Raw genomic sequence first — 15797 nt, 5'->3', positions numbered from 1 at the left:
TTATCGCCCAACTCTGAGCAACACTGGAAAAGTGACCTGTATCGGCTTTTGAATCTGCAAGATATCCTGTAAATCTGCCAAAGCACTAACATGCAATTGATCTTGGTAATGCTTTAACGCCGACCAAGTATTGAGATAATCCCAAAGCTGCGGCCCTGTCCATGTCAATTCAATCTGGAACTGCGGCATTGGAATTCCCTCAAAGGGAAATGGAATGGTTTGGTAATGCTCATCGATATAACGTCGCTCTGCGTCCCAGAAGCCATTTAAAGTCTCTCGATAGAGGCGCTGTACGCGATCATTTAAATCCTGATCATCAAGCTGTAATAGACCATAGCCAATGACTGCAAAAATACCATCGACCTTTAATGTCCGTTTCACTTCTGCATAGAATTTTTCAAAATCAAACCAATGAATCGCCTGTGCAACGGTAATCAAGTCAAAGTACTGGTCAGGGAAAGCACGTTGTTCAGCAGCTTGTTGTAAATATTCGACATTGGCAAATGCAGGTGCTTGATCCAATTGGCTCTGACTGAGATCAGTCGCGACCACCGTTTCAAAATAGGGTGCGATCAACTGCGTCAATTGCCCTGAACCCGCACCACAATCCCACGCTCGCTCAAAGTGATTGAGGTGCATTAATACGCTTTTGATCAGCAATTGTGGATAACTTGGTCGCGCCTGTTGATAAAGTTCACTTTGCTCAGAAAATAAGTCTTTCATCGTGATTTCTTCTTAAAATTTTTGACTGAGCACCAATATAGCAAAATATGATAGAGATAAAAAAAGCCCCAAACTTTCGTTTGAGGCTTTTTGAATATGGTGGCGAGACCCAGGATCGAACTGGGGACACACGGATTTTCAATCCGTTGCTCTACCTACTGAGCTATCACGCCGATGGGGTGTATTAAGCCGTATCTCAGCTGAATAGTCAATAATTATCATGGGCTTTTGATTTGAATGCACATTTTTCACGCAATCAAATTTCGGATAAAAAAAAATCCCTGATGGGATCAGGGATTGAAAATACAAATTTATGGTGGCGAGACCCAGGATCGAACTGGGGACACACGGATTTTCAATCCGTTGCTCTACCTACTGAGCTATCACGCCAAAGTGGGCGTATTAAACAATGTTTGTCTAAGCCCGTCAAGCAAATTTGTGGATTTTTCTCTTAAGCGCTTATTTTTACTCCAAAGAGCAAGCTAAGCGGCTTTAGATTTTCCCAAGATGCGATAAACAGCGGTGAATTGCCCCACAACCTGGCTCAAACTGTTTAACACCCTGCTCTTCCTCCATACGGCAAACTTCTTCAACCAAACGTTCTGCAACCCCACGGCCACGATTGGCTGGATGCACCACAATATATTCCAAAACACGGCTTTCGCCTTGTCCTGTTGCCCAAATTGCACCTATAATTTTGGTGTTAAATTCGGCAGTGTAAACTGTGGTATATTGCTGGAGATTTTGTTCAAGTTGTTCCAGTGCATCTTGCCCATCACCAAACTCTGGGCTGGTATCGTAAAGTCGCTCTAGCTGAGTACGAATTCCTAGATTATCCAGAGAACTGTAAGCATGTACGGTAATAGGCATTGATTAACCCTCCTGAGCAAACTATGATGCTGTCACTTTTTCGTCACAGCGAAACTATTGGTTTTTAATTCAATCATTTTTGACGTTTTTTGAGGAACGTGTCCATGACGCAACGTATCAGTGAAGTGGTAAGAAATACCAACGAAACAAAAATTCGAGTTCGTCTCAATCTCGATGGTACTGGTCAAGGCACACTCAACACTGGAGTTCCATTTTTAGACCATATGATTGATCAAATCAAGCGTCATGGTCTATTTGATATAGACATTCATTGCGATGGTGACCTAGAAATTGATGATCATCATACCGTTGAAGACTGTGGAATCACCTTGGGACAAGCCTTTGCGCAAGCTTTGGGTGATAAAAAGGGCTTACGTCGTTATGGTCATTTTTATGCACCATTAGATGAAGCACTGTCTCGTGTGGTCGTCGATCTTTCTGGTCGTCCAGGCTTATTTATGGATATCCCATATACACGTGCCCGCGTCGGAAGCTTTGATGTCGATTTATTCTCGGAATTTTTCCAAGGTTTTGTCAATCATGCACTGATGACATTACATATTGATAACCTGAAAGGCAAAAATAGCCACCATCAGATCGAAAGTGTGTTTAAAGCACTGGCGCGTGCATTGCGCATGGCCTGTGAAGTTGATCCACGTGCAGAAAATACCATTGCTTCGACCAAAGGTAGTTTGTAATGACCCGTATTGCGTTACTTGATTATGGTATGGGCAACTTGCACTCTGCGGCAAAAGCCTTAGAGCATGTTGGGGCAACAGTTGATGTCACCAATGATCCTAAACTGATTGCCAAAGCGGATAAAATTGTTTTTCCGGGTGTTGGTGCTATGCGTGACTGCATGCAAGGCATGCGTGAAGCAGGGATTGATGACGTGGTACATAAAGCCGCGTTCAACAAACCTGTTTTAGCGATCTGTGTCGGCATGCAAGCGCTGCTACAACGTTCGGAAGAAAATGGTGGTGTAGATGCTTTGGGTATTTTTGAAGGTGTGGGAAAACACTTTCCTGAAATTCCAAATTTAAAAGTGCCACACATGGGGTGGAACCAAGTACATCAACTTGATCCAAGTCATCCCATGTGGAATAACATTGAGCAAGATGCACGTTTCTACTTTGTACATAGCTATTATGTGGAACCTAAAGACACCTCAATCATCGCAGCAACCTGTGATTACGGCGTGAATTTCTGCACCGCTATTCATAAAGACAATTTGTTTGCGACCCAATTCCATCCTGAAAAAAGTCATACCGCTGGTTTGCAGTTGTTAAAAAACTTTGTGGAATGGAAGATTTAAGCTTCGCTCATACAGATCAAGTCCTTTGTTATGACTTGATCTGTTATTCATAAAATAATTTAAGCATTAATTTTAGAAAATTTCTTTAATATTCTAAGGCATAATACATTTTTTAAGTTTTGCAATCCCATAAAAACACTTAGATAGGAATAACAATGAATTCATTAACTCAAAACGTGGATCATCCACTGAGCCACAAAGGCCGTTTTGGTCGGCTTTCCTATGCAGCTTGGACATTGTTAAGTTCAATCGCCGCAGTGATTATCATTTTTGTCTTGGCATTTGGCGCTGTGCTCGTGACTGGTGGCAATCTCGAACAAGGGCAAGATTATCCAATCCTCGCAATTGTCCTGTTTATCATTCTCTATATCGTGTTCGTCTATTTTTCTTTTGTATTTACCATTCGTCGTCTACATGACCGAAATCAAACGGGTTGGTTGTCGTTATTAGCCATTGTTCCCTTTGTAAATTTCATTTTCATTATTTATCTACTCTGTGCCAAAGGAACGGCAGGCGAAAATAAGTTTGGTGTTGAACGTGAGACATCAGGCTGGGAAAAAGTCTTGGGCTGGATTTATATTGTAATTATTCCACTTGCCGTCATTTTTGCCTTAGTGGGCAGCGCAGTTCCTGCATATCAGGAATATGTGCAAAGAAGCCAGCAAGCTCAGATTGAGCAACAGATAAATCAAGCTGAATAAATACGTCATGTTTACTAAGCCAAGTTCCGACTTGGCTTTTTTATTTCAATAAAACCCTTTAAGCTCAATCAAACGCTTTGAACTTTTAATCTGATGAATATGCAGCCATCCACCGTTCCGTTAAGTAAAGAACAAATCCGCGCATTGCCTGCATTTCAAAACCTAAACACAGATCGTATCTTGGTCATCCAAACGCTTGAACAGTGTTTAGCCATCCAAGCTGAACTGCACTCCACTCAGGTTTTTGGCTTTGATACTGAATCCAAGCCAATGTTCAAAGTTGGAGAAAAATCGACAGGCCCTCACCTGATCCAACTTGCAACACCAGATAGAGCTTATCTATTCCAAGTCAATGCTGAAATTTTAGATTTTCTTCGACCTATTCTCGAAAATGAACAGCAACTAAAAGTCGGTTTTGGATTAAAGAATGACGCCCATATTTTTCGTGCTAAAGGAATCAATCCTCAATCCATGATTGATCTGTCCAAAAGCTTTGCAAATTTTGGCTATAGCGCTCAAGTCGGTATCCAAACAGCAATTGCCCTGCTGTTCCAACGTTATTTTGCCAAAAGCAAGAAAGTCAGCACCTCAAATTGGTCGGTTAAAAATCTCAGCCCACAACAAATCAATTATGCCGCAGCGGATGCCTATGCAGCATTCTTATGCTTCGAAAAACTGTATCAGCAACGATTACTCACATCACAATTATTGCAACAAATCATGAGAATACTTGAAGGTTCAGCAGACAAGGCTTAGCGATTGATCAATACTTTGCTAATATGTAGACAATTTAAACTCTATGATGACGCAAGGAGCGAAAGCATGCTAATCATCCCAGCAATTGACCTGAAAGATGGTAAATGTGTCCGTTTAAAACAAGGACGTATGGAAGACGATACCGTTTTCTCTGAAGACCCTGTGGCAACTGCACAACATTGGGTGGATGAAGGCGCACGTCGTTTACATTTAGTCGATTTAAATGGTGCTTTCGCAGGTACGCCGATTCATAAACCTGTGGTTGAAGCCATTGCGCGTGCGCAGCCTGAACTACCAATTCAAATTGGTGGCGGTATCCGTTCACTCGAAACCATCGAACATTATTTAGAAGCTGGCGTTTCTTTCGTAATTATCGGCACCAAAGCAGTAAAAGAGCCTGAGTTTGTGGAAGAAGCATGTAAACGCTTTGCAGGTCATATTATTGTCGGTATCGATGCGATCAACGGTATGGTGGCAACAGATGGTTGGGCCAATGTCACTGATGTGAAAGCGACTGATCTTGCCAAACGTTTTGCGGATGCAGGCGTATCAAGCATTGTTTATACCGATATTGCCCGTGATGGCATGATGCAGGGTGTTAACGTTGAACAAACTGTGAACTTGGCCAATTATTCAGGTCTGCCTGTAATTGCGTCAGGTGGTGTTACCAATCTGGATGATGTCCGTAATCTAAAAGACAAAAAAGGCATCCTAGGTGCGATCACAGGTCGTGCAATCTATGAAGGCACATTAAGTCTTCGTGAAGCGCAGTTATTGTTAGACCAACAATCGCTCTAAGCATTGTCAGCTCTAGTTATTGTCAGAATAGCTAGAGCTTTGGTCCTTTGAATGTTATTCTAGCCGCAGTCCCAATTCAGGTCTTCTCTCCTCACATGATGCTTACGCCACCTTAAGTTTTTTACATGCCCTATGTATTAACTCATCACTGTCTAGTGATGTGGTGTAGTTGTGTGTCTGTATATCACATCACTAGCCTTTAAAAATTCCTAAAGAATAGGCTATTTCTATGTTATCCAATATTCGAGCGCAATGGTTCTCCAATATCCGTGCGGATATTTTGGCTGGACTGGTTGTCGGTTTAGCACTTATTCCTGAAGCCATTGCCTTCTCTATCATTGCAGGGGTAGATCCCAAAGTCGGTTTATACGCTTCGTTCTGTATCGCAGTTGTGATTGCGTTTGTCGGCGGTCGTCCCGCGATGATTTCTGCTGCAACGGGTGCAATGGCTCTCGTCATGGCCAGTTTAGTCAAAGAGCATGGCTTGCAATATCTACTTGCCGCCACCTTGCTCACGGGTGTTTTACAAATCATGGCTGGCTATTTAAAGCTGGCGAAACTCATGCGCTTTGTTTCCAAATCTGTAGTGATTGGATTCGTCAATGCGCTGGCGATTTTAATTTTTATGGCGCAACTGCCTGAACTGGTGCATGTAACGTGGCAGGTCTATGCATTGGTTTTACTGGGTCTGGTCATTATCTATGTATTTCCACTCATCCCGAAGATTGGAAAATTACTCCCCTCGCCTTTGGTCTGTATTATTACAATCACGCTGCTCGCCCTCTACTTCGGCATTGATATTCGAACCGTCGGAGACATGGGCTCATTACCCGATACACTTCCTGTATTCTTGATTCCAGATATTCCCTTCAACTTTGAAACCTTAAAAATTATCTTTCCGTATGCTGTTGCCTTGGCTGCAGTGGGTTTACTTGAGTCGATGATGACCGCGACCATTATTGATGAAATGACCGATACCCCAAGCGACAAGTTTCAAGAATGTAAGGGTCAAGGTATCGCCAATATCGCTTCTGGTTTTATGGGTGGCATGGCAGGTTGCGCCATGATTGGACAGTCCATGATTAATGTCAAATCAGGTGGGTTGACCCGTTTATCAACTTTCTCAGCAGGTATTTTCCTCTTAATTTTAGTGGTCTTTATCAGTGACTGGTTGAAAGTGATTCCAATGGCAGCCTTGGTTGCGGTCATGATTATGGTTTCTATCAGCACTTTCGAATGGAAATCCATCAGCAGTTTTAGAAACAATCCTATGAGCAGCAATATCGTGATGCTTGCCACCGTCATTGTTGTGGTCGCTACCCATAATTTAGCCTTGGGTGTACTGACAGGTGTGTTGTTATCAGCATTATTCCTTGCCAATAAATTAGAACAAGACATTCGTGTTGAGTGCTATTTTGAAGGTTCTACACGGGTATATGATCTCAAAGGGCAGATTTTTTTTAGTTCGTCAGAAAAATTCATGCAGTGTTTTGATTTCAACGAAGACGTCAATGACGTCATGATTGATTTAACCCATTCACATATTTGGGATGTCACCTCAGTGGCGATGATCGACAGTGTAGTGCATAAATTCCAGCGTAAAGGCGTGCACGTCAGTGTGCGAGGTCTCAACGAAGCAAGTTCAATCATGATTGAGAAATATGGTACACATCAGACTTCGATTTAATATGCTCGAAAATGCATGAACCCAATCCAAAATCCGTCAAACTACAGCGCTTAAAGCAACCAGCTCAAGCGCTTTTTCAGGATTAATAAATGACGTTGCGAATAAAGCGCACGCGGGTGTCGCCCTGATTGAGATACCGATAATCGACAGAGCTTTCAAATAAAATTGAATCCCCTGCCTGAACGACTCGATTTTCATGTTCAAACGACAGGGTTAATTCTCCCTCTAAGACATAAATCAATTCTTGCCAACCTTTTGGGTCCGCTTCAGCCTGATAGATCTCTCCAACAGCTAAGCTCCAGTTCCATAATTCCACCTGAGCGTGGGCAGGTACAGCGGCGAGTAAAGTTGCCCGACTTTCAGGAAACTGTCCTTGCCAAGCCAAGGTATTCACAATCGCAGATTCATTTAAGGCCGATGCACTGACCAATCTTTTAAAGTCCACAGCCAAAGCTGTTGCAATTGCATCCAGCTTGGCCAAACTAATGTTGACTTGCCCTGTTTCTAAGGCTGCGATGGTACGGCGACTAACACCAGCTTGGTCTGCCAATTCTTGCTGACTCAATTGACGTTCCGTTCGGAAAAGGCGGATATTCTGTCCGACATATTCCAATACCACCTCTGAATGACTCATTGATAATCACAACAAATAAAAATATGAGCAATATATTGCACAATAGTTCAAAGCAATGCAACATGTGCAATATATTGCACTATATCTCACTGGAGCGATGTCTTGACTGCTTTATCACAATCCCCTAAAGCCGCACAAATTGCACTTATTATTATTACCATGATCTGGGGCGGCACTTTTTTAGCCGTGCAATATGCACTGAACTTTAGTACCCCCATGTTTTTCGTAGGTTGTCGTTTTGCAGTTGCAACCCTAGCCATTTTCTTGATTTCAATGAAATCGATGCGTGGGCTAACACTCAAAGAAAGCATGGCAGGTGCAGCGATAGGCGTTTTGATTGCAATTGGTTATGGTACACAAACCATTGGGCTGCAAACGATTCTGAGCAGCGAGTCTGCTTTTCTAACCGCACTATATGTCCCCCTCGTCCCAATTCTCATGTGGGCGATCTTTCAAAAACGACCGCCCTTGATGACATGGGTCGGTACTGCGTTGGCCTTTATCGGATTGATCTTTTTAACGGGTAATGGCTTTTCAAATATTAACTTTAGTTATGGCCAAATCTTAACCCTAATCTGTGCTCTTGCCGTCGCTTTAGAAATTATTCTGATTGGTTATTTTGCAGGAAAAGTAAACCTAAGACGGGTCACAGTCATTCAATTGGCGGTGGCATCATTATTGTCTTTTGCCAGTATGCCCATGGTGGGTGAACACAGTATCCCCAACTTCTCATGGGGTTTGGTGATTATTGCCGTGGCGTTAGGACTTGCCAGTGCCTTAATTCAGTTTGTGATGAACTGGGCGCAACGGATGGTTGATCCAACACGTGCTGCGATTATTTATGCAGGTGAACCCGTATGGGCAGGTGTAATCGGTCGTATTGCTGGAGAACGCTTAACTTTATTGGCTTTGTTTGGTGGCTTATTGGTGGTACTCGGTATTTTAGTCAGCGAGCTGAAATTTAAATTTTTTGAAAAGAAGAAAATTATAGAAAATAAATAAGGCAATTGAGAAGATAAATAACAGTGCCGATGAAAAATAAGCACTGTTATTCACTGTAGTTTTCTCTAGGCAGGAATTTCGTTTTGTTTCGCTGCAACAGGACTATTTCCAATTTGCCAGACATAAGGCAAGGGAGCTTGATTGACTTCCCAGTCGCCAATCACTTTCTGCTTATAAATAAGTGGATTATGAGAGGCTATGACACGTGCATTCCGCCAAAAGCGATCTAGCTGTTTTTCCGTGGTACTGGCGGATGCACCCAGAGCATTAAACAGCTCGCTACTCAGATTCAACACCAATTCCGCAATCACCACCTGCCCCTGTGATGACGCTAACTCGGCACGTTCGTTGGCTGCTAACTCAGCCTGCTCATCATTTTGAAAATGATGCAGATAGGCCTCATCCAATGCTTCCGCAGTACTTAGTGCAATACTTTGAGCCGCATAAGCCTGCGCAGAGGCTTTGCCAATTACCTGCAAAATTTGCGCATCATCGCGTACTAAACCCGCGTTGCCATGGCTATAAATACGAGTACGCTTCTGCACTTCCTGCTTAAAGTTTTGTACTGCACTTTGTGCAATGCCCGCCAAAGTCGCCAGATGCACCACTTGATAAAAAGCGGTTTGATATTTAAATCGATTTTCAAAGACAAGGACATGATCACGGGCAATCTCGACATTGCTAAGTGTTAAGCTTCCACTGCCCGTGGTTTTTTGACCAAAACCATCCCAGTCATCGACAATATCAATTCCTTCTGCTTGAGTGGAAACCGCAGCAATGACATGTTGATTGGTGGTTTCATCCAAAGCGAATAAATCAATCCAGTCTGCGAAAATCGTGCCTGTGGAGTAATATTTCTGACCATTCACACGTAATTTTCCATCTTGTGCTGCCGTCACTCGGGTCACGACATCCCCGATTTCGACTTTACCAATTTCAGTCCATGCATTACCAACAATTTCCCCACGTACAAATCGTTCAAACCATACGGTCTGAGGTTCAGTTTTGTGTGCATTTAGACGATCTTCGACAAAGGCAAAATGACCGCGTAATGCCTGCACCACATTGGAATCGGCTTGAGCAAGTTCTATCAACAACTGAAATAATTGCTTTTGTGAAACGCCATCACCACCAAAAGCCACAGGGACACGTACGGCACCAAAGCCAGCCTGCTTAAGCCATTGAATGGGCTCATAAGGTAAAATTCTATGCTTTTCACGGGTTAACGTACCCTCTGCAATACGCGCAAAGATCGGACGGAACTTGCCCGCCACCTGCTCATAATGCGCACCCAATGAGAGATTTTGATTGCTTTGAATTGTCATAATACGCTCCTCTCAACTCCACGCATGACGTGGTAGTGCCACACCATTCAGATAATAATTACCCACCAGATTAAACTTCCAACGTACGGGATCATGCAGCGTATGTGTTCGTGCATTACGCCAGTGCCGATCCAGATTCAACTCGGATAAGGTCGAGCGCGTACCAGATAACTCAAATAATTTATTGGCCGCCAACAATGCAATTTCAGTGGTCAGTACCTTAGACTCGGCGGTAATCAACGTTGCCTCGGTCACGGTTTCCTCAGTGGGATTTGCTAAAGCGCGATCAATAGCCTCGCCCGCCAAAGCTAAAACCGCCTCCGCAGCACGCAGTTTAATTTTCAGCTCACCGATATTACTAATCGTATAGGGATCGTCAGAGGCTTGTTCCAAACCTGAATCAATCCAAGGGCGTGCATATTCACGGACATAACCAATCGTTTCCTCAATTGCCCCACGTGCAATACCGGCATCGACAGCTGACTGAATAATTTGCGAAATTGCACCTGCTGCAGTAGGACGTTCAAAAGCCTGATGAATCGGAACCACATATTTCAGATCGACACGCACATGATCTAGCTGCACGCTGCCACTGGCTGTGGTGCGCTGACCAAAACTGCTCCAGTCATTTACAATGGTCAATCCTGGCGTATGTTGTGGCACCAGTGCAGCAAATACTTTTGCATCATCACTGACTGCAACCACAGGAATCCAATGTGCCAATAATGCTCCCGTGGCAAAGAATTTCTGGCCACTGATGACCGCATAATCATCTTTGAATTCAATTTTAGTGGTCAGATCCGCGACTGTTTTTGAGTTTTTTTCAGAAAATGCATTGCCTAAACGCTTACCTGCCAATACTTGTGCAAAGAAGAATTGCTGTTGTTCCAATGAAGCATCCAAACGGATATGTTCTAAAAAGGCCCAATGATTTTGTGCAATTTGCCCCAGAGATGAATCTGCACTGGAAATGATCGTCACGACCTCAGCAAGGGTTTTATAACTTACCCCTGCACCACCAAACTGTTTCGGGATATTAATTCCCCAAAGACCTGAGGCAGAATATTGCTGGATTTCTTGCAAGGGCAGTTTTCGCTCATGGTCACGCTTCGCCGCCTCTTGGGCAAAAGTAGCTGCTAAGCGATGTGCCACAGCGAGTGCTTCCTGATCTGAAGCAATCACATGTGCTGGCGTATTATTTAAGTAAAAATCTTGGGGAATACTCTGTGCATCTTCCAGTTTTATTTCTATTTTCGAGGTCATTATAAATACTCATTTCTCATTTATAAAAATAAACTAGCACTATTTTTATTGCCTATTTATAAGTTAAATTTGGAAACAAATCTTTTTATTTAAAATAAAACCACCCACCCACTGATTTTTTTAAATAGTCATTTAAAATCAAATAAAAAACCACGTTTACAGTATTCATTTACACCTCAATACATGCATACCGAGAAAACAAAATAACTTTTTGAATTTCATTAAAAAAGAATAATAAAAAGCGAAACCAGATACGCTACTCAATAGATTCATGATAAACATTGAATTTTTTATGATTAATAAATTAGATATTTTTTCATTAATATTTATAAAAAGCTTTCATTTAGTAAAGAGTAATGACCAAGAAAATTAGATTTAATGCCTTTGAGATGAATTGTATTGCGCATCAATCCCCAGGATTGTGGCGACATCCGCTTGATCGTTCTACCGAATATAAAGACCTCGAATATTGGACCGATTTGGCAAAAGTTTTAGAGCGTGGCAAGTTTGATGGGGTTTTTATTGCGGATGTTTTAGGGATTTACGATGTTTATCATCAGTCCGCAGAACATGCCCTCACTGGCGCAGTCCAAGTTCCTGTCAACGATCCCTTGCAAATCGTGCCTGCCATGGCAGCTGTCACCAAACACTTAGGCTTTGGACTTACCACCTCCATTTCTTTTGAACACCCCTATCCCTTTGCGCGGCGGATGAGTACCTTGGATCATTTGACCAAAGGGCGCATTGGTTGGAATATTGTGACTTCATACTTGGAGAGTGGTTCAAAAAATTTAGGCCTTAAAACTCAAGTCAGCCATGATCAACGCTATGATATTGCGGATGAATATCTCGAGGTTCTCTACAAGCTTTGGGAAGGTTCTTGGGAGCAGGATGCGGTCTTGCGTGATAAGGAACTAGGGATTTTTGCAGACCATCGCAAAGTTCATCCGATCAACCATCAAGGTCAATATTTCAGTGTTCCTGGCATCCACATTTGTGAGCCCTCCCCGCAACGCACCCCTGTGCTTTATCAAGCAGGTGCATCCAATCGTGGGCAGTTATTTGCCAGCCAAAATGCAGAATGTGTATTTATTTCAGCACCGACCAAAGCAGCTGTGAAAAAACTGGTACAAGGCATCCGTTCCAAGCTGATTGAGCAGGGCAAAGACCCGTATTCGATTTTGATCTATACCATGCTGTCGATCGTGGTCGATGAAAGCGATGCAAAAGCTCAGGCGAAATTTAAAGACTATCAAAACTACGCCAGTTATCACGGCGGTTTAACTTTGGCATCTGGCTGGTCTGGAGTCGATTTTTCACAATTTCATGCGGAAGACAAAGTTGAATATATTCATACCGATGCAATCCAATCGATGCTTGATTCTTATGTAAAAGCAGATCCGAATCGTATTTGGACCATTGAAGAGATTGCGAAATTTATTAGTATTGGCGGGAATGGCCCAATCTTGGTGGGCTCAGCTGCGACTGTAGCCGATCAGCTACAAGCATGGACTGAAGAAACCGATATTGACGGCTTTAACTTGGCTTATATCTTGGCGCATCAAAGCTTTGAAGATGTGGTGGAATATTTAGTACCTGAACTTCAGCAACGTGGGGTATATCAAACGGACTATACTGAAGGAACCTTACGCGAAAAGCTGTTTGGTCAAGGTCCACTTCTGACAGAACAACATCGCGGTGCGCACTATCGCTATCATTCAACGACAAAGGCAGTCAATAATCCAGAACTCGCTTAGTGCTACCAAGCGAGTTCTGAGCAATCTTAATCTTGATACATCGGTTTATTGTCATTTAAGGCAATCAGACCACGAATAGCACGATAGACAATCCAGATCCATGCACCAAAGATCACGGCAAACGCAAAGGTCGTTGCAGACACGGCCACACCAGCAAAGGCCGTGCTGTTATCTCCGGTAAAGAACAGGAACGAGAACGGTATAAAAGCAATAATATTCCAAGCCAAATACCACCAGAAGGTGCGAATTTGCCAAGTAAAGTGACTTTCAAAAATCGAACCTTGTACATCACTGCGTTTTACATAGTTGATGATTAAAGCAATGATTGCCAATAAACCACCCGTAAAAATGGCAATGATATAAAGTACATAAAGAACCAAAGTCAAAGTACGGTTTGGATCTTGATCAACGGAATAATTCATTTTTATTTATCTCCAGAAACAAAGCTCCCCCGATCAATAAAACACATTGAGTGGAGAAATTAACCAACATATCAACAATATATGGAAGACTATGGTACAGAAATAAATCTTACGAAACGGTTGTTTTTGTGTTTTATGTCTCAGTTTTTGCTGAGCAAGCCAACCAGCACACCATCCACCAAGTGAATCTACGATATGCAAGGTCTGTTCTGGAATACGTCGATTACCCAATTGCGCCGCCTCTTTGTCTTGCGCATAGAGCCAATAACTCAACACATTCATCAAGCTGACAAATAATAAGGTATACGGTGGCAACACTTTGCTAAAGCTTGCGATCACCATAAAGACAATATAAATGACGATCGCAATCTGCATGGCTGACCAAGGTTTAGAAGTCGTTGTTTTCTCTACTTTAGCTTTATGTTCAAAGACTTGAGAGGCTTTTAAATAAACCACTTGCTGAGCGCGATAACGACCGCGCTCATCCAGAATCACTACATATTCCAGCGCACAACCCACCAATGGTCGAGGCCCTGTGCGAGCAAAGTCTTTAATGTGAATAAAGACACGATCTTTTTGTGTGTCATTGGGCTGGATAAACCCATAGCCTTTATCATCGAACCATTCAACTAAACGACCTTGATCTCGCATGACTCTTTCCTAAGCTGTGATTCGTTGTAAACGGTCTTGCAACATCATGCGCATTTCCAGAGGATCTTTTTGCAAAATGTCATCGCCTGTACGGCCTTGCTCGGCATTTTTCTGTGCCACCTGTAAACGCATACTCCAGAAACGGCAAGCTGCCATGGCCAAGAAAATATTCAAACAAGCCAATTCATCTGCACTCAGCGTACGAATACCTTGATACGCTGCGAGGAACGTATCTGCTTTCGCTTGATCTAAATGCGCTTGTGGGTAGGCGGTACAAAAGTCATTGATACTAATCGCGATATCAAACAACCATTCATCTTGATTTAACTCATAAAAATCAAGAATACCTTGCAGTTGATCACCTTCAAACAGCGTATTGTCTCTAAATAAATCTGAATGAATAAAACCTGTAGGGCGATCTGGGTGTTGTTGCGTGATCTGTACAAACTGCTGAAAAACCTGTGCCAGTAGAGCCTGATCTTCGGCATTCATTTGAGGTTTAAGCTGATCAGCAACCTCTGACCAATATTGATGATTCCGATTAAAATCACGTTCTAAAGGAAAACCTTGCAAGGCCAAATGCAATTTTGCCTGTGCTTGGGCAATTGCCTGGATTTGTACAATCGTTGCATCTTCTGGATGCTCACCCATCAAGCGTGGCGCAATTTGTGCTGGCTTATCAGCAATGCTATGAATTGCCTGACCATGATGCTTTAACGGCACCGCCACAGGCACATCTGCCTCACCCAAACAGTCCAATACAGGCACCAGTTCACCTGCCCCTTCAGCATCTAATTCTTCAAAAACTGTTAAAACATATTGTTTCTGTGATTGATCCACCAAAAAATAATTGGTGTTTTGAATACCGCCTTGGATTGGAATCAGGTCAATCACCGCTAAACCATAAGGCTCAGCAAAGGCTTGAACTTCTTCTAAACTCAACGGGGTATAAACCGACATGGAAAACCTGCAAAAAATAGCTGTGAAGTTTGATAGAATACCTGTTCCCTCCATGAAGGTGTAGCACCCCTTTCTTTATTGGCGATTTTTTGGAAAATTTTATGCTCGCAAAACGTATTATCCCTTGCTTAGATGTTGATAATGGTCGAGTCGTCAAAGGCGTTCAATTCCTTGATATTCGTGACGCAGGTGACCCTGTCGAAGTTGCCCGTCGCTATAACGAACAAGGTGCCGATGAAATTACCTTTTTAGATATCACTGCTACCCATCATGGACGCGACACCACTTACCGTACCGTAGAACGCATGGCAGAAAGCGTTTTCGTACCTTTAACCGTCGGCGGTGGTGTCCGTAAAGTTGAAGATATCCGTTTACTGCTCAATGCAGGTGCTGATAAGGTCAGTATCAACTCGGCAGCAGTATTTACCCCTGAGTTTGTTCAGGAAGCCTCGCAACGCTTTGGCGCACAATGTATCGTGGTCGCGATTGATGCGAAAAAAACGGGCGAGAATAAGTGGGAAATTTTCACTCATGGCGGCCGTAAACCCACAGGTATCGATGCGATTGAGTGGGCGGTGAAAATGGCGGACTTCGGTGCTGGTGAATTGCTGATTACCAGTATGGATGCTGACGGAACCAAGGCAGGTTATGACATTGCCTTGATGCGCCAGATCAATGATCGCGTCAATATTCCAACCATCGCATCAGGTGGCGTCGGCAATTTACAACATTTAGCTGATGGTATCTTGAAAGGTGGCGCAGATGCTGTACTTGCCGCATCTATTTTCCACTTTGGTCAACATACTATTCCTGAAGCAAAACAATTCCTTGCTGCTCAAGGCATTGAAATGCGTCTCTAATCAATGCGCTATATAAAAAACCTCTCGCTGGAGAGGTTTTTTATTAAACAATATCTTTTAACAGACAAAAAAA

At 42.9% G+C, this 15797-nt stretch carries 17 protein-coding genes and 2 tRNA genes; 9 read left to right on the top strand and 10 right to left on the bottom strand.

Going from position 1 to position 15797, the window contains the following annotated elements; all coding sequences use genetic code 11:
- The 4 genes from MMO42_RS06155 to MMO42_RS06140 all read right to left on the bottom strand — a co-directional run bounded on the left by MMO42_RS06155 (position 1) and on the right by MMO42_RS06140 (position 1593).
- Positions 1 to 723 (bottom strand): class I SAM-dependent methyltransferase, encoded by a 723-nt coding sequence (locus tag MMO42_RS06155; RefSeq protein ID WP_241319733.1) that lies wholly within the window; start codon positions 721 to 723, stop codon positions 1 to 3.
- A 97-nt stretch (positions 724 to 820) separates the two neighbouring features.
- Positions 821 to 896 (bottom strand) — tRNA-Phe (locus tag MMO42_RS06150).
- 141 nt (positions 897 to 1037) lie between these two features.
- Positions 1038 to 1113, bottom strand: a tRNA-Phe gene (locus MMO42_RS06145).
- Positions 1114 to 1215: 102 nt separating this feature from the next.
- Positions 1216 to 1593 (bottom strand): GNAT family N-acetyltransferase, encoded by a 378-nt coding sequence (locus tag MMO42_RS06140; protein ID WP_005297430.1) that lies wholly within the window; start codon positions 1591 to 1593, stop codon positions 1216 to 1218.
- Between the two features lie 104 nt (positions 1594 to 1697).
- Between MMO42_RS06140 and hisB the strand changes: the two genes are divergently transcribed.
- The 6 genes from hisB to MMO42_RS06110 all read left to right on the top strand — a co-directional run bounded on the left by hisB (position 1698) and on the right by MMO42_RS06110 (position 6850).
- Entirely contained in the window at positions 1698 to 2291 is a 594-nt protein-coding gene (hisB, locus tag MMO42_RS06135; protein ID WP_005297432.1) for an imidazoleglycerol-phosphate dehydratase HisB, read from the top strand.
- Complete coding sequence (gene hisH / locus MMO42_RS06130; RefSeq protein ID WP_241319732.1) at positions 2291 to 2908, top strand: imidazole glycerol phosphate synthase subunit HisH; 618 nt, start codon at positions 2291 to 2293, stop codon at positions 2906 to 2908. Before hisB ends, hisH begins: the two co-directional genes overlap by 1 nt.
- 155 nt (positions 2909 to 3063) lie before the next feature.
- Positions 3064 to 3609 (top strand): DUF805 domain-containing protein, encoded by a 546-nt coding sequence (locus tag MMO42_RS06125; RefSeq protein WP_241319731.1) that lies wholly within the window; start codon positions 3064 to 3066, stop codon positions 3607 to 3609.
- Positions 3610 to 3702: 93 nt separating this feature from the next.
- Positions 3703 to 4365, top strand: coding sequence for a 3'-5' exonuclease domain-containing protein 2 (locus tag MMO42_RS06120; RefSeq protein ID WP_241319730.1), 663 nt, complete (start codon positions 3703 to 3705; stop codon positions 4363 to 4365).
- A 66-nt stretch (positions 4366 to 4431) separates the two neighbouring features.
- Positions 4432 to 5163: a 1-(5-phosphoribosyl)-5-[(5-phosphoribosylamino)methylideneamino]imidazole-4-carboxamide isomerase gene (gene hisA / locus MMO42_RS06115; protein WP_004803807.1), complete on the top strand. Its 732-nt coding sequence runs from the start codon at positions 4432 to 4434 to the stop codon at positions 5161 to 5163.
- A gap of 229 nt (positions 5164 to 5392) precedes the next feature.
- A complete protein-coding gene (locus tag MMO42_RS06110) occupies positions 5393 to 6850 on the top strand; it encodes a SulP family inorganic anion transporter (protein WP_241319729.1) in 1458 nt (485 codons plus the stop codon).
- Positions 6851 to 6932: 82 nt separating this feature from the next.
- On the opposite strand, the gene MMO42_RS06105 is transcribed toward MMO42_RS06110, so the two are convergent.
- Positions 6933 to 7484 carry an XRE family transcriptional regulator gene (locus tag MMO42_RS06105; RefSeq protein WP_241319728.1) on the bottom strand — a complete coding sequence of 184 codons (552 nt, stop codon included), beginning with the start codon at positions 7482 to 7484 and terminating at the stop codon, positions 6933 to 6935.
- Positions 7485 to 7586: 102 nt separating this feature from the next.
- Here MMO42_RS06105 and MMO42_RS06100 point away from each other — a divergent pair, with 102 nt between their 5' ends.
- Complete coding sequence (locus tag MMO42_RS06100) at positions 7587 to 8486, top strand: DMT family transporter (RefSeq protein ID WP_241319727.1); 900 nt, start codon at positions 7587 to 7589, stop codon at positions 8484 to 8486.
- A gap of 65 nt (positions 8487 to 8551) precedes the next feature.
- Here the strand turns inward: MMO42_RS06100 and MMO42_RS06095 are convergent, their stop codons facing one another.
- Together MMO42_RS06095 and MMO42_RS06090 are read right to left on the bottom strand one after the other, a co-directional pair.
- Positions 8552 to 9811, bottom strand: coding sequence for a monooxygenase (locus MMO42_RS06095; RefSeq protein WP_241319726.1), 1260 nt, complete (start codon positions 9809 to 9811; stop codon positions 8552 to 8554).
- Positions 9812 to 9823: 12 nt separating this feature from the next.
- Positions 9824 to 11074 (bottom strand): SfnB family sulfur acquisition oxidoreductase, encoded by a 1251-nt coding sequence (locus MMO42_RS06090; protein WP_241319725.1) that lies wholly within the window; start codon positions 11072 to 11074, stop codon positions 9824 to 9826.
- A 356-nt stretch (positions 11075 to 11430) separates the two neighbouring features.
- Between MMO42_RS06090 and MMO42_RS06085 the strand changes: the two genes are divergently transcribed.
- The gene (locus tag MMO42_RS06085; RefSeq protein ID WP_241319724.1) at positions 11431 to 12831 is read left to right on the top strand and encodes an LLM class flavin-dependent oxidoreductase; all 1401 of its coding nucleotides are present in this window, start codon (positions 11431 to 11433) and stop codon (positions 12829 to 12831) included.
- Between the two features lie 26 nt (positions 12832 to 12857).
- Here MMO42_RS06085 and MMO42_RS06080 read toward each other — a convergent pair whose 3' ends face one another.
- Genes MMO42_RS06080 through MMO42_RS06070 form a run of 3 tightly spaced genes read right to left on the bottom strand, consistent with a single transcriptional unit; the run spans position 12858 to position 14864 of the window.
- A complete protein-coding gene (locus tag MMO42_RS06080) occupies positions 12858 to 13253 on the bottom strand; it encodes a hypothetical protein (RefSeq protein ID WP_005297450.1) in 396 nt (131 codons plus the stop codon).
- A 33-nt stretch (positions 13254 to 13286) separates the two neighbouring features.
- Positions 13287 to 13904, bottom strand: a complete 618-nt coding sequence (locus MMO42_RS06075) for a DUF1294 domain-containing protein (RefSeq protein ID WP_241319723.1) — start codon at positions 13902 to 13904, stop codon at positions 13287 to 13289.
- 9 nt (positions 13905 to 13913) lie between these two features.
- Positions 13914 to 14864: a homoserine kinase gene (locus tag MMO42_RS06070; protein WP_241319722.1), complete on the bottom strand. Its 951-nt coding sequence runs from the start codon at positions 14862 to 14864 to the stop codon at positions 13914 to 13916.
- Between the two features lie 101 nt (positions 14865 to 14965).
- Here MMO42_RS06070 and hisF point away from each other — a divergent pair, with 101 nt between their 5' ends.
- Positions 14966 to 15724 carry an imidazole glycerol phosphate synthase subunit HisF gene (gene hisF, locus MMO42_RS06065; RefSeq protein ID WP_004776152.1) on the top strand — a complete coding sequence of 253 codons (759 nt, stop codon included), beginning with the start codon at positions 14966 to 14968 and terminating at the stop codon, positions 15722 to 15724.
- The last annotated feature ends 73 nt before the right edge of the window (positions 15725 to 15797 follow it).

The sequence above is a fragment of the Acinetobacter sp. ANC 3882 genome (genome assembly GCF_022549545.1).
Lineage (GTDB): Bacteria > Pseudomonadota > Gammaproteobacteria > Pseudomonadales > Moraxellaceae > Acinetobacter.
This window is presented reverse-complemented; position numbering and strand designations above follow the sequence as displayed.